This is a genomic window from Marinomonas hwangdonensis, assembly GCF_003721245.1.
Taxonomy (GTDB): Bacteria; Pseudomonadota; Gammaproteobacteria; order Pseudomonadales; family Marinomonadaceae; genus Marinomonas; species Marinomonas hwangdonensis.
Genome location: NZ_RIZG01000002.1, coordinates 1 through 13,229 on the forward strand (window position 1 = coordinate 1; position 13,229 = coordinate 13,229).

Annotated in this window: 14 protein-coding genes and 4 tRNA genes; 3 read left to right on the forward strand and 15 right to left on the reverse strand. The window is 44.3% G+C overall.

Annotation, left to right across the window (positions count from 1 at the left end; genetic code table 11):
* Positions 1-2: 2 nt before the first annotated feature.
* The 11 genes from EBI00_RS02995 to thrS all read right to left on the reverse strand — a co-directional run bounded on the left by EBI00_RS02995 (position 3) and on the right by thrS (position 7,619).
* Positions 3-78 (reverse strand) — tRNA-Thr (locus EBI00_RS02995).
* A 44-nt stretch (positions 79-122) separates the two neighbouring features.
* Positions 123-198 (reverse strand) — tRNA-Thr (locus tag EBI00_RS03000).
* A gap of 41 nt (positions 199-239) precedes the next feature.
* Positions 240-315 (reverse strand) — tRNA-Thr (locus EBI00_RS03005).
* A 14-nt stretch (positions 316-329) separates the two neighbouring features.
* Positions 330-406 (reverse strand) — tRNA-Pro (locus EBI00_RS03010).
* 209 nt (positions 407-615) lie between these two features.
* A complete protein-coding gene (locus EBI00_RS03015) occupies positions 616-912 on the reverse strand; it encodes an integration host factor subunit alpha (RefSeq protein WP_123094463.1) in 297 nt (98 codons plus the stop codon).
* A 4-nt stretch (positions 913-916) separates the two neighbouring features.
* Positions 917-3,301 (reverse strand): phenylalanine--tRNA ligase subunit beta, encoded by a 2,385-nt coding sequence (pheT, locus tag EBI00_RS03020; protein ID WP_123094464.1) that lies wholly within the window; start codon positions 3,299-3,301, stop codon positions 917-919.
* Positions 3,302-3,323: 22 nt separating this feature from the next.
* A complete protein-coding gene (pheS, locus tag EBI00_RS03025; protein ID WP_123094465.1) occupies positions 3,324-4,319 on the reverse strand; it encodes a phenylalanine--tRNA ligase subunit alpha in 996 nt (331 codons plus the stop codon).
* 129 nt (positions 4,320-4,448) lie between these two features.
* Complete coding sequence (rplT, locus tag EBI00_RS03030; protein WP_123094466.1) at positions 4,449-4,805, reverse strand: 50S ribosomal protein L20; 357 nt, start codon at positions 4,803-4,805, stop codon at positions 4,449-4,451.
* A gap of 47 nt (positions 4,806-4,852) precedes the next feature.
* A complete protein-coding gene (gene rpmI / locus EBI00_RS03035; protein ID WP_123094467.1) occupies positions 4,853-5,047 on the reverse strand; it encodes a 50S ribosomal protein L35 in 195 nt (64 codons plus the stop codon).
* A gap of 92 nt (positions 5,048-5,139) precedes the next feature.
* A complete protein-coding gene (infC, locus tag EBI00_RS03040) occupies positions 5,140-5,673 on the reverse strand; it encodes a translation initiation factor IF-3 (RefSeq protein WP_123094468.1) in 534 nt (177 codons plus the stop codon).
* 8 nt (positions 5,674-5,681) lie between these two features.
* Positions 5,682-7,619 carry a threonine--tRNA ligase gene (thrS, locus tag EBI00_RS03045; protein ID WP_123094469.1) on the reverse strand — a complete coding sequence of 646 codons (1,938 nt, stop codon included), beginning with the start codon at positions 7,617-7,619 and terminating at the stop codon, positions 5,682-5,684.
* 239 nt (positions 7,620-7,858) lie between these two features.
* Between thrS and EBI00_RS03050 the strand changes: the two genes are divergently transcribed.
* Both EBI00_RS03050 and EBI00_RS03055 read left to right on the forward strand, forming a co-directional pair.
* Complete coding sequence (locus EBI00_RS03050) at positions 7,859-8,485, forward strand: O-methyltransferase (protein ID WP_123094470.1); 627 nt, start codon at positions 7,859-7,861, stop codon at positions 8,483-8,485.
* A 93-nt stretch (positions 8,486-8,578) separates the two neighbouring features.
* On the forward strand, positions 8,579-9,277 hold the full coding sequence (locus tag EBI00_RS03055; protein ID WP_123094471.1) for a GIY-YIG nuclease family protein: 699 nt from the start codon (positions 8,579-8,581) through the stop codon (positions 9,275-9,277).
* An 86-nt stretch (positions 9,278-9,363) separates the two neighbouring features.
* Here the strand turns inward: EBI00_RS03055 and EBI00_RS03060 are convergent, their stop codons facing one another.
* From EBI00_RS03060 to EBI00_RS03075, 4 genes are all read right to left on the reverse strand, one after another.
* A complete protein-coding gene (locus EBI00_RS03060) occupies positions 9,364-10,710 on the reverse strand; it encodes a class II 3-deoxy-7-phosphoheptulonate synthase (RefSeq protein ID WP_123094472.1) in 1,347 nt (448 codons plus the stop codon).
* Between the two features lie 44 nt (positions 10,711-10,754).
* Positions 10,755-11,366, reverse strand: coding sequence for a helix-turn-helix domain-containing protein (locus EBI00_RS03065; RefSeq protein WP_123094473.1), 612 nt, complete (start codon positions 11,364-11,366; stop codon positions 10,755-10,757).
* A gap of 123 nt (positions 11,367-11,489) precedes the next feature.
* On the reverse strand, positions 11,490-11,918 hold the full coding sequence (locus EBI00_RS03070; protein WP_123094474.1) for a protein tyrosine phosphatase family protein: 429 nt from the start codon (positions 11,916-11,918) through the stop codon (positions 11,490-11,492).
* Between the two features lie 23 nt (positions 11,919-11,941).
* Positions 11,942-12,220 (reverse strand): peptidylprolyl isomerase, encoded by a 279-nt coding sequence (locus EBI00_RS03075; protein ID WP_123094475.1) that lies wholly within the window; start codon positions 12,218-12,220, stop codon positions 11,942-11,944.
* Positions 12,221-12,353: 133 nt separating this feature from the next.
* Here EBI00_RS03075 and EBI00_RS03080 point away from each other — a divergent pair, with 133 nt between their 5' ends.
* A complete protein-coding gene (locus tag EBI00_RS03080; protein ID WP_123094476.1) occupies positions 12,354-13,151 on the forward strand; it encodes a response regulator transcription factor in 798 nt (265 codons plus the stop codon).
* Positions 13,152-13,229 lie beyond the last annotated feature (78 nt).

The window sequence follows — 13,229 nt, forward strand, 5'->3', positions numbered from 1 at the left end:
AATGGTGCCGCCACCAAGAGTCGAACTCGGGACCCCCTGATTACAAGTCAGGTGCTCTACCAACTGAGCTATAGCGGCTTAACGCTAAATCAAATTTTTATGACTCAATATAAACTAAGTCATGGTGCCGCCACCAAGAGTCGAACTCGGGACCCCCTGATTACAAGTCAGGTGCTCTACCAACTGAGCTATAGCGGCATACCTATTTACGCAGTTTGTTTTGCCAATCTAATTAAAGATGGTGCCGCCACCAAGAGTCGAACTCGGGACCCCCTGATTACAAGTCAGGTGCTCTACCAACTGAGCTATAGCGGCATATACTCAAATTTTGGTCGGGACGGCAGGATTTGAACCTGCGACCACTAGCACCCCATGCTAGTGCGCTACCAGGCTGCGCTACGCCCCGAAACTAACAACTAAAAAGTTAAACTCTGTCGCTGTCAGCGGGTGCGTATATTACTATAACAAATTGAAAAGGGAAGCCTTTTCTAGATTTTTTTTACTTTTTATTGTGACAAAATTATCCATTAGATCCACTGCTTGCGGTTTAACCTCAAACAAAGAAAAAAGCCACCTATAAAAGGTGGCTTTTAGGATGCATAACAACAACCTGAATTACTCTTGCATGTAGTCTTCTACTTTAGACTTAAGCTTTTGGCCCGGCCTAAAAGTGACAACGGTGCGTGCAGTAATGGGTATTTCTTCGCCCGTTTTTGGGTTTCGACCAGGACGCTGACTCTTTTCTCGCACTTCAAAATTACCAAAGCCCGACAACTTAACTTGCTGCCTTTCTATCAGTGAATGACGTACAACATCAAAGAACCCTTCTACTAGGTCTTTCGCGTCTTTTTTACTTAGACCAATCGAGTCCACTAAATTTTCAGCAAGGTCCGCTTTTGTCAACGATCCCATATATCTACCCCCTTACAACGGCTCCCAACTGCTCAGATAAAGCTGAGACAGTTTGCTCGACAGAGTTGTTTACTTCTTCATCACTAAGAGTGTGTGAAGGATGTTGCCACGTCAAGCCCAAAGCAACACTTTTTTTCGTTTCATCAATGCCTTGGCCCTGATACACATCAAATACTAAGACATTTTTAAGCGCCTCACCGGCCGCATCAGAGATCACTTTTTCTAATGCACTGACAGGCACAGAGCGATCAACAAGTAAGGCCAAATCACGACGCACTTCAGGAAAGCGCGATACAGCGGTGTACTCAGGCAATTTGGCGCCTAATACCGCATGCAAAGCAATATCAAAAACATAAATAGGCTGATTCGCGCCTAACGATTTTGATAGTTGAGGATGCAGCTCACCCATTAAACCAACAAACTGACCGTCTAGAAAAATATCAGCCGACCGACCAGGATGCAAAAACTCACACTCAGAGCGCTCATAAGTAGGCTTTCCACCATTATTTAGAGCAAACAAAGCTTCCACATGGGCTTTTAAGTCATAAAAATCGACTTTTTCACTACCGTGATACCAAGCTTCAGGATGACGAGTTCCCGCTATAAGGCCAGCCACTTGTTGCTGCTGATCCAATTCTGCCAAAGCATCAACAGAACCAATAAAACGACGACCTGTTTCAAATAAGCGCACACGAGACTGCTGGCGATTTTGATTGTACAAATACGCTTTCACCAAACCAGGCACCAGGCTCGGTCGCATCACCCCCATATCCGCTGATATTGGGTTTGCCAAAGGTATAGGCTCAATACCTGGCAAAAACTGCTTACTCAAATTTGGATCAATAAAGCTGTAAGTCACAGCCTCTTGGTAGCCTTGCGACACCAAAATAGATCGCAGCACTTGTATCTGAGTTTTTGTTTCAGATAGCGGCGTAAAATTAACGGCGGCTTGCGGCATAGACGAAGGAAGATTGTCGTAGCCATAGATACGCGCCACTTCTTCAATCAAATCGGCTTCAATAGCAATATCAAAGCGATGAGATGGCGCTCTTGTCGTCCAAGCCTCATCCGTCACTTCAACCATGTCTAAACCAAGACGAGTCAAAATATCTGTCACTAAATCTTTGTCGATGGACATTGCCAAATACTGATCAAGCTTTTTGCGGCGCAAGGTAACAATGGCCGCTTCAGGCAAATCCACATCGCTCACGACATGAGTAATAGGACCTACTTGACCACCAGCAATCTCAACAACCAAGGCGGTTGCTCGCTCAAGGGCTTTTTCTTGAAGCGTCGCATCAACACCGCGCTCAAAACGATGAGAAGAGTCAGTATGCAAGCCATAAGAACGCGCTTTACCCGCTAACGCTAATGGCGCGAAAAAAGCACTTTCAAGAAAAATATCTTTCGTGTCGGCACTCACCCCTGAACCTTCGCCACCCATCACGCCCGCGATGGCCAATGGTGCTTTTTCGTCTGCGATGACGAGAGTATCTTCACGTAAGGTCACTTCCTGACCATCCAGCAAGACAATTTTTTCATCTTTATTCGCCATACGGACTACGATTGAGCCTGAGAGATTCATCAAGTCAAAAGCATGCATTGGCTGACCCAGCTCGAGCATGACGTAGTTCGTAATATCGACGATTGGATCAATGGAACGAATACCACTGCGACGAAGTTTTTCAACCATCCACAAAGGCGTAGAAGCGGCAACATTCACTCCACGCACAATACGACCCACATAACGAGGACAAGCCTCTGTCGCTTCGACTCGCACTGGGAAAACATCATCGATGGCAACATCAGATGCTATGACGTCAACAGGCGTCACATCCGTCTTGTTTAATACTCCGACTTCGCGAGCCAAACCAGCAATACTCAAACAGTCGCTGCGGTTAGGCGTTAAGTCCACATCGATGATTTGATCATCTAGACCTAAAAAAGCGCGGAAATCTTCACCCGCTTCTGCAATAGCAGGTAACTCCATTATGCCATCATGATCGTCGCTCAACCCTAATTCTGAAGCAGAGCACAACATGCCAAAGGATTCGACTTGGCGCAGTTTGGCTTTTTTAATTTTAAAATCGACACCCAGCACCGCACCGATTTTTGCAAAGGGGATTTTAATACCCGGACGCGCATTAGGCGCACCGCAGACAACTTGAAAAAGTTCGCTACCGTCCGACACTTGACAGACTTGCAGCTTGTCTGCATTTGGATGAGGTTCTGCACTGACAATTTCACCCACCACAACACCAGAAAACGCGGATGCGACAGGTAAAACTTCATCCACTTCAAGGCCAGCTAATGTTATTTGCGCCACCAAATCATCGCTACTGATGTTTGGATTGACCCACTCTCTTAGCCAATTCTCACTAATTTTCATAAAAACATCCTAGATCGACGGGTTACTTGAACTGCTTAAGGAAGCGTAAATCGTTCTCGAAGAACATACGCAGGTCGTCTACTTTGTAGCGCAACATTGCAAACCGCTCTACCCCCATACCAAAGGCAAAACCGGTATACTTCTCAGAGTCAATTCCCGACATCTCCAATACTTTTGGGTGAACCATGCCGCATCCTAACACTTCCAGCCAAGACTCTTCGCCTTTACTGTTGGTACGCATGATATCCACCTCAATGGAAGGCTCAGTAAATGGAAAGTAGCTAGGACGAAAGCGTACTTTAAGATCGTCTTCGAAAAAGACATTCAAAAATTGTTGCAATATACCTTTTAGATCAGCGAAAGAAATGTTTTCGTCAATCAACAAACCTTCAACCTGGTGGAACATAGGCGTGTGCGTCTGATCCGAATCGCAGCGGTATACGCGACCCGGACAAATAATACGAATTGGTGGCTGCGTGGTTTCCATGGTACGCACTTGAACCGGTGATGTATGGGTTCTTAGTACGGTTGTTGGATTAAAATAAAAGGTATCTTGCATAGCACGCGCAGGATGATGCGCAGGTATATTTAACGCTTCAAAGTTGTGATAATCGTCTTCGATCTCTGGGCCAGAAGCCACGTCAAAGCCAATGCCACGGAAAAAAGTTTCGATACGCTCCATGGTACGAGTCACAGGATGCAAGCCACCCACTTCTTGCCCTTTACCAGACAAAGAAATATCGATGGTTTCAGTTGCCAATTTCGCGTTTAGTGCCGCCTCAGCAAGTGCCGTTTTACGTTCGGTTATTTTTTCCTGAACTTGATCTTTTGCTTCGTTGACCATTTGACCAAATTTCGGTCTGTCCTCTGCAGAAACATTACCAAGCTGTTTCAACAAAGCAGTCAGAGCGCCCTTCTTACCCAGATAATGCACACGCACATCGTCTAGTGCGGACTCACTCTCAGACGCAGCCACCGCGCTTAGCGCATCAGCAAGAATCTGCTTTAGGTTTTCCATTTATACACTCCAAAAAATAAAATAGGGGAAGAGCCGCTGGCTCTCCCCCTATCAAAGACTGCATTGAGTGACTCGTTCTATTAAGACAACATCTCTCAAGATTGAATCACCCTAAGGCTACGTCAGAAATTAAGCCAAGCTTGCTTTCGCTTTTTCAACGATTGCAGCAAAAACTTCTTTCTCGTACACAGCTAGGTCAGCCAAAACCTTACGGTCAATTTCAATCGCTGCTTGTTTCAAGCCAGCAATGAAACGGCTGTAAGACATACCATTGATGCGTGCAGCAGCGTTGATACGAGCAATCCACAATGCGCGGAATTGACGCTTACGCTGACGACGGTCACGGTATTGATACTGACCAGCTTTGATAACAGCTTGTTTCGCTACACGAAATACACGGCTACGTGCACCGTAGTAACCTTTAGCTTGCTTTAAAATCTTCTTGTGACGGCGACGAGCCTGAACACCACGTTTTACGCGAGGCATAATATAAACCTTATACTAATAAAATTAATGAACTAAAAAATCGAGACTTAGATGTATGGCAACATGCGTACAATTAACGCTTTATCGCTGTGCGCTATCTGCTTCATAGAGCGAAGATGACGCTTACGCTTAGTCGATTTCTTAGTCAAAATGTGACTAGTATGAGACTGCTTATGTTTAAAACCATTCGCGGTACGTTTGAAGCGCTTAGCTGCGCCACTGTGTGACTTAATTTTGGACATGATAAAACCACTCTCGCATTCGTTAATGTTAATGCAATTTCTTAATATCATGGCTTAAAGAATTTATACTCTAAAAGCCAGTCTATTTAAAATTACTTCTTCTTTTTGGGGCCTAGCACCATAGTCAATTGGCGACCTTCCATTTTCGCAGCTTGCTCTACTACACCATAATTCTCTAAGTCGTTAGCGACTCGATTCATAAGTTGCATGCCAAGCTCCTGATGGGCCATTTCACGACCGCGGTATCTTAGCGATACTTTGGCCTTATCCCCGCCTTCAAGGAAACGTATCAGGTTGCGGAGTTTTACCTGATAATCCCCTTCCTCCGTCCCTGGACGGAATTTCATTTCTTTAACTTGGATCTGCTTCGCATTTTTCTTCTGCGCTGCTTTCGCTTTCTTCGCTTCAAAAATATGCTTACCGTAGTCCATTATTTTGCAAACAATCGGATCTGAATCAGCAATTTGCACTAAGTCTAAAGTAGCCTCTTGAGCTGCTTTTAGTGCCTCTTCTAGAGAGACAACGCCAACTTGTTCACCATCAGCAGCGATCAAACGCACTTCGGTAGCTCGAATGTTTTCGTTGATTAGAGGACGCTGCTTACTAGCGGTACGCCCACGATTCATATTACCTTTTATAGTACTATCTCCATTTCTTGTTTACGGCTACGGCGAGCTACTTCTTTTTGAAGAAAACCTTCAAATTCGGAAATACTCATCACTCCAAGATCTTCACCAGTTCGAGTACGAACAGCAACTTGTTGTTGCTCGACCTCTTTATCACCAACGACGATCATGTACGGCACTCGTTGAAGAGTATGCTCGCGGATTTTAAACCCGATCTTCTCGTTTCTCAAGTCAAGTTTTGCTCTAAAGCCATTTGAATTCAATGTTTTTGCCAAATCAGCACAATAATCTGCTTGGCGATCTGTAATGTTCATGATAACAACTTGTTCAGGCGCAAGCCAGACCGGAAAAGCACCTTCCGTGTCTTCGATCAAAATACCAATGAAACGCTCCAACGAACCTACGATAGCGCGGTGTAACATAACAGGCGTTTGGCGAGAACCGTCTTCCGATACATACTGCGCACCTAGACGAGTTGGCATCGAGAAATCTACTTGAATGGTACCACACTGCCAGACACGGCCGATGGCATCTTTCAAAGAAAACTCAATCTTAGGGCCATAAAAAGCCCCTTCACCTGGTAATTCTTCCCAGTCGAGCCCAGCTGAATCCAAAGCATCAGACAAAGACTTTTCCGCTTTATCCCACACCTCATCAGAGCCAACACGCTGTTCTGGACGTGTCGATAAACGGTAGATGATGTTGTCAAAACCAAAATCGGCATACACCTCGTGTAGCAAGGCGATAAACTCAGACACTTCTTGCTGAATCTGTCCTTCTGTCACAAAGATGTGACCATCGTCCTGAACAAAATTTCGTACGCGCATAATACCATGCAAAGCGCCAGAAGGCTCGTTACGGTGACATGAACCAAACTCTGCCATACGGAAAGGCAAATCACGGTAGCTTTTCAGGCCTTGATTATAAACCTGAATATGACAAGGGCAGTTCATCGGTTTAACGGCATAATCACGATTCTCAGAGTGAGTAGTAAACATGTTTTCATGATACTTACCCCAGTGCCCTGACTTTTCCCACAACACGCGGTCAACGATTTGCGGCGTTTTAACTTCTTGATAATTGTTATCGAGCTGTTTTTGACGCATATATTGCTCAACCACTTGATACAAGCGCCATCCCTTAGGATGCCAAAACACCATCCCTGGAGCTTCTTCTTGCACGTGGAACAGGTCAAGCTTTTTGCCTAGTTTTCGATGGTCGCGTTTTTCAGCTTCTTCGATACGGGTTAAATAAGCTTTTAGCTCTTTTTTGTCATTCCATGCAGTACCGTAAATGCGTTGCAACATTTCATTACTTGAATCACCACGCCAGTACGCTCCAGCAAGCTTCATCAATTTAAAATGGCGCAATACACGTGTGTTCGGCACATGGGGACCACGACACATGTCCATGTATTCTTCGTGATGATACAAACCAACTTCTTGAATTGACTCGTCCATGTCATCAATCAAAGCAACCTTATAGGTTTCACCGCGGTCAATGAACTGCTGGCGAGCCTCTGCAATCGGCGTCATTGTCTTGACAACGTCGTAATCTGTCTTGATTAAGTCACCGATACGCTTTTCAATCACCGCTAAATCTTCTGGCGTAAATGGTCGCTCGTATGCGATGTCGTAATAGAAACCTTCGTCTATCACGGGACCAATGGCCATTTCAGCCGTTGGGTAAAGCTGCTTCACTGCGTGCCCTACAAGATGCGCAAAAGAGTGGCGAATGATTTCTACACCCTCAGGATCCTTACCCGTAATGATGCTTAATTTAGCATCATCGGTAATAAGCTCGCACGCATCTACCAGCGTGCCATCTATGCGACCAGCCACTGTGGCTTTAGCAAGACCAGGACCAATGTCTTCGGCCACTTGCATGACAGTTACAGGATTGGAAAAAGAGCGTTGGCTGCCATCAGGCAAAGTAATTACAGGCATTTTATTCCCCTATCGGAGTCAGTGGTGCTCCATACCAAAGAGCACATGTAAATTTCAGGGCATAAACTATCATTTTTCGAATATTCATGCGAATCTAATTTAATTCACGCACTTTACACCGACAGAGCCGCCATCCACAAAAATCAAGCCTTTTTTCTCACTATAAGCCATAGACATTCTCTTCACGCAGAGTAAAATTACGGTTCGTTTCACACAGACTTCAGATATTAAAAGGCTCTATGGATCTTTCTCATCTTGACGACTACTGCATTGACACCACTCAAGCAGAACCAGACCTATTGATCGAACTGGTTGAAAAAACCTATTCTGATATGGGCTACCCAAATAAGTTATCAGGAAAAACTATTGGCCGTACTTTAAAACTCTTAGCAAAGATTGCCCAACCTAAACGCGTGCTCGAAATCGGCATGTTCACAGGTTACTCTGCCCTGTCGATTGCTGAAGGCATGCCTTCAGATGGCCAACTTATTTGTTGTGAAACCAACCCTAGAGCGATTGAGTTTGCTCAGTCTTTTTTTGATCGCAGCGAGCACGGTAAAAAAATACAGGTTATTTTTGGCCCCGCTCTCGAGACAATCAAAACCCTTGAAGGGGAATTCGACTTTGTCTTTATTGATGCTGATAAGCGTAACTACCTGAACTATTACGAAGCAGTCTTACCGCTTGTAAGATCAGGCGGTCTTATTATTATTGATAACTCCCTATGGCAAGGAAGAGTTCTAGACCCGAAAGAAAACAGCGACATCGCTGTCAACCAGGTCAACCGCTTAATTGCGCAAGACATCCGAGTTGAGAACGTTCACCTGAACGTTCGTGACGGTCTAAATATCGTCGTAAAACACTAACCCTATTTCTTATAAACCCCATTCACCTTTGGGTCACCTCAGGTGAATGGGGTTTATGTGCTATTAAAAGATATTACGTAAGAGGCAGCGATTTTGGTCGTTTTTAAAATCACAAATAACATCACTGGGAAGCACTATATTGGCACTTCTTTCAATAGTGGCTTTCAACGATTTGAACAATACGTTGAAGCAGCGAATGAAGGCCTTGACTTCCCTTTATACAATGACATTAGGGAGAATGGCATTGAAGCATTTGCTGTTGAAGAATTATTCGAGACATCAGATAAGCAAGAACTTTATGAATTAGAAACGGACTATATTTCTATTTATAACGGTGAAAGCTTACGTGGTTACAAGATTGCTCAAACTGCTGAAAAGGCTGCTGGCATTCAATTTGGCAAAAAAGCGCTTTTTGACTCTAACGGCGTTTCTACGGCTGAGCAACCAAAGAAAACTCGTAAAGTAGCGGAAAAAAAAACCACCAGTCTCCCAAAAAAAACACTAGAGCCAACCCCAACGGCTAGCGCTTTTTTTGGCGAGCTGATTGGTGAAGACAGAATAGATGCGCCGGTTATTTCTGCACCTGAAAAGAAAAAGGCGCCCGCTCGCGCAAAAAGCAAGGCTAGCATCCAGAAAATGCTGAACGAAGCGGAACGCGTTGCAAAAAAAGAGCGCGAAGAAAAGCTAAAAGCGCAACAACAAGCTGAAGCGGATGAAATGGCACTCATTATGGCGAAAATTGATGTCACATCAAAATCAGCCACGTCAGCATTTCGTCGCCGTAAAAGCTGATACTCTGAACAATAGATTTTCGTAAACAGCGCCGAAAAAAAGCCCAGCTTGATAAAATCAAAACTGGGCTTTTTTATGGCTCGAATTTAGGATCTGGCTTTTTTCAGCGTCTCAGAAATCATAAAGGCCAACTCTAAAGACTGATCTGCATTTAAGCGTGGATCACAATGCGTGTGGTAACGGTCCGCTAAGTCAGCTTCTGTCACTTCAAAAGAACCGCCAACACATTCTGTTACGTTTTGCCCAGTCATTTCAAAATGCACACCACCAGCATACGTCCCTTCCGCATTATGCACCTGGAAGAACTGCTGCACTTCTTTGAGCACATCGTCAACACGGCGAGTTTTATAACCTGTTGATGCCTTTACCGTGTTACCGTGCATTGGATCACTACTCCACACCACGTTTTTCCCTTCTTTTTCGATGGCACGGATCAATTTAGGCATGCCTTCTGCCACCTTATCCGCCCCCATGCGCACTATGATATTAAGACGACCAGGCTCATTCTCTGGGTTCAATACATCACATAAACGCACCAAATCTTCAGGATCCATTGACGGGCCCGCTTTAACGCCAATAGGATTTTTCACACCACGCAGAAATTCAACGTGTGCACCATCTAACTGACGAGTCCGATCACCAATCCATAACATATGCGCGGAACAATCGTACCAATCCCCTGTTAAACTATCTTTACGTGTTAAAGCTTGCTCGTATGGCAACAAAAGCGCCTCATGAGAAGTGTAGAAATCTGTTTCTCTAAGTTGAGCCAAACCAGAACCAACACCACATGCTTCCATGAACTGCATGGCATCATCAATCTTTTCAGCCAAACTGTGAAAACGACTGCCTGCAGGGCTGGCATTAAGAAAATCTAAATTCCATTGATGCACCTGATGAAGGTCAGCAAAACCACCTTGAGCAAAGGCACGAAGTAAATTCATGGTCGATGCACTCTGGTTATAAACTTGCACCAAACGCTCAGGATCGGGAACCCTAGCTTGCTCAGTAAATTCAATACCATTAATGATATCGCCGCGATAACTTGGCAACTCAACACCATCAATTATCTCAGTACCCGCCGATCTTGGCTTAGCAAACTGACCCGCCATGCGCCCCACTTTAACAACAGGACACTTGCCCGCATAAGTCAAGACAACGGCCATTTGCAACATGACTTTAAACGTATCGCGAATATTGTTCGCGTGAAATTCTGCAAAACTTTCCGCGCAGTCTCCGCCTTGCAATAAAAATGACTGACCACTGGCCACCTGCGCCAAGGCTTTTTTTAACTGGCGTGCTTCACCAGCAAAAACGAGAGGTGGCATTTTTCCCAGCGTATTTTCTACTCTAGCCAAATGCTCAAGGTCAGGGTACACCGGCTGCTGTAATGCCGTTTTACCTCTCCAACTGGTTAAATCCCACTGCTTCATAACGTCTACAACCTATCTCAATAAATTTTAATTCTTTCTCTACGTCAACGCGCAACAACCCACAAAATTTCCGCGTCTTTTGAAGACGTAGAGACAACGGCATGACCCATTGTGGCGTCATAATACACACTATCGCCTTCTTTTAATTCTATCGGTTCATACAATTCGGAGAAAAAATTCACCTTACCCTGCAAAACCAACAAGAATTCTTCACCATCATGGCGAACCCACTCCTTGAATTCGGAAAACGATCTGGCGCGCACAATCGTTTTAAAAGGCACCATCTTTTTTCGACTAATGGAATAATTCAGTAATTCGTGCTCGTAAGTGGAAGTAGGATGCGGCTCCCCTCTCCCTTTTCGAGTGACATCTCTTCTACCCGCGATAGAATGCTCACTCGCTTCTACAAAGAGTTGTGGCAAATCCATCTCTAAACCGCCAATCAACTTTTGCACTATGGTAAAGCTTGGAGACACTTGATCATTCTCGATTTTAGACAAGGTTGAACGCGCAATCCCCGTTTTCTTACTGACCTCTTCCAGCGTCCAGCCTTTAGCAAGACGTATCTTTTTGACGCGCCGACCCAGCTCAAGCGGCTCAACAAACCGATCTGGATCAGACGCTGTGGCCGTTTCTAGCGATGGACGACTAACCATAATTTATCCAATTAACTCTTTTTCTAGCCAAAATACGCACACCGATCGACCACTTTGGTCAAAAAAGGTATCCACTAATCAGCACAGTTCAAATAAAACCCTGCCACCCAGCAAACACAGCCACTAGTTTTGTATTAATGGCGTCATAGCTGGAACACATCGAGTAAGATCAAACCCTGCTTTGTTCACCTGTGCGACAAGCTCATCATAAGATTTTCCTTTCGCATTTTCCGTCAATACCCACAGCACGGAAGAGCGCGTACCTGTTCGACAAAAAGCTAAGGTTTTTTTGTCGCTCTTTAACACGCTGGCTTGAAGATCCACTTCGACCTTAGACAGTTTTGACAGGTCCACAGGGTTCGCCACATACTCCATCCCTAGCGCTTCAGCTGCTATTCGCAGGGTGTCGCCCTTAGGTTGATCATCTGCTTCAAGCTCTGGACGGTTATTAATAATTCGCTCAAAACCATGCTCTTTAAGGACCGTAATATCTGACACTGCTAGCTGATCTGTTACAAAGTATTGTTGGTCAAGCTCAATCGGGTTATTCATAATCTACACTCTTATTCAATGGATTAAGAACGGTATAACACTTTGATTAAGTGAAATCCGAATTGTGTTTTAACTGGGTCTTGCACTTTCAATAAGGGTCCATTAAAAACAGCTTTGTCAAAAGCCGCCACCATATCGCCCTTACGAAACTCCCCTAAATCACCGCCTTTTTTCCCTGACGGGCAAGTTGAATACTGCTTTGCCAACTTGTGAAAATCTTCACCCTTATCGAGTCTTGCTTTCAAAGACTCAGCTTCTGCTTTGGTTTTTACTAATATATGACAAGCACTGGCGGTAGACACTTCTTACCTCCTATTTCAAATACACTGGATATAATAAGATAACCTATTTAGTATAAAGGAATTAACCGTTATCGATCATTAGGTATCAACACTAAAATTAGAATTAACTCAAATATATAGGTGATCCCATCTCATGAATAGTTATGCAGCCGTCAGTGACTTATCTTTCCTTCTAGTTGAACCCTCCGATACGCAAAAGAAAATAATCACAAAAGCACTGGAAGACGCAGGCATCACGCAAATTGAATACGCCAATACCATTCAAGAGACCATGGAGCTTCTCTCTTCGTTCCCGCCCGACTTGGTCATCTCTTCGATGTATTTACCGGATGGCAGCGCGAATGACTTAATTGACCAAATCCGAAACAATAAGTCGACGGAAGATCAATGTTTTATGTTGATTTCGAGCGATCGAAACCGAGACCACTTAGAACATCTGAAACAAGCTGGCGTGCTAGCCTTACTGCCTAAGCCTTTCAGTCAAAAAGACTTAAAAAGAGCTATCTATGCAACGCTCGATCTGATTACGGAAGAAGAGCTTGATCTAGAAATGTTTGATCCCAAAACACTTAGAGTACTGGTGACAGATGATAGTCCAATGGCGCAAAAACACGTCGCCAAAACATTAAACAGCATGGGAATTGAGGAAATTGAATTTGCAGAAAACGGAAAAGAAGCCATTCTATTACTGCATGAAATCACTTTCGATTTGATCGTCACAGACTATAACATGCCTGAAATGGACGGCAGAGAGCTCACAGAAGCCGTTCGTAATGACCCTGAACTCGCCCACATTCCAATTTTAATGGTCAGCTCTAATTCAGACAGCAGTCAGCTATCCAATATCACACAAGAAGGTGTGGACGCTATTTGCGGCAAACCCTTTGAACCAAGTATTGTTAGAAAACTACTCGCCAAAATTCTGAGTTAGTTTTACAGCGTCAAAACAACCATCTCAATACAACAAAGCAGAAAACAAAAAAGGAGCATCGATAGAGGCTCCTTTTTT

Coding starts and splice junctions, on each gene's coding strand:
- EBI00_RS03080 (WP_123094476.1), top strand. CDS start 12,354: ATGAATAGTTATGCAGCCGTCAGTGACTTATCTTTCCTTCTAGTTGAA.
- rpmI (WP_123094467.1), bottom strand. CDS start 5,047: ATGTCCAAAATTAAGTCACACAGTGGCGCAGCTAAGCGCTTCAAACGT.
- thrS (WP_123094469.1), bottom strand. CDS start 7,619: ATGCCTGTAATTACTTTGCCTGATGGCAGCCAACGCTCTTTTTCCAAT.
- infC (WP_123094468.1), bottom strand. CDS start 5,673: ATGAATCGTGGGCGTACCGCTAGTAAGCAGCGTCCTCTAATCAACGAA.
- pheS (WP_123094465.1), bottom strand. CDS start 4,319: ATGGAAAACCTAAAGCAGATTCTTGCTGATGCGCTAAGCGCGGTGGCT.
- EBI00_RS03015 (WP_123094463.1), bottom strand. CDS start 912: ATGGGATCGTTGACAAAAGCGGACCTTGCTGAAAATTTAGTGGACTCG.
- EBI00_RS03070 (WP_123094474.1), bottom strand. CDS start 11,918: ATGAATAACCCGATTGAGCTTGACCAACAATACTTTGTAACAGATCAG.
- EBI00_RS03060 (WP_123094472.1), bottom strand. CDS start 10,710: ATGAAGCAGTGGGATTTAACCAGTTGGAGAGGTAAAACGGCATTACAG.
- EBI00_RS03050 (WP_123094470.1), top strand. CDS start 7,859: ATGGATCTTTCTCATCTTGACGACTACTGCATTGACACCACTCAAGCA.
- EBI00_RS03065 (WP_123094473.1), bottom strand. CDS start 11,366: ATGGTTAGTCGTCCATCGCTAGAAACGGCCACAGCGTCTGATCCAGAT.
- rplT (WP_123094466.1), bottom strand. CDS start 4,805: ATGCCTCGCGTAAAACGTGGTGTTCAGGCTCGTCGCCGTCACAAGAAG.
- pheT (WP_123094464.1), bottom strand. CDS start 3,301: ATGAAAATTAGTGAGAATTGGCTAAGAGAGTGGGTCAATCCAAACATC.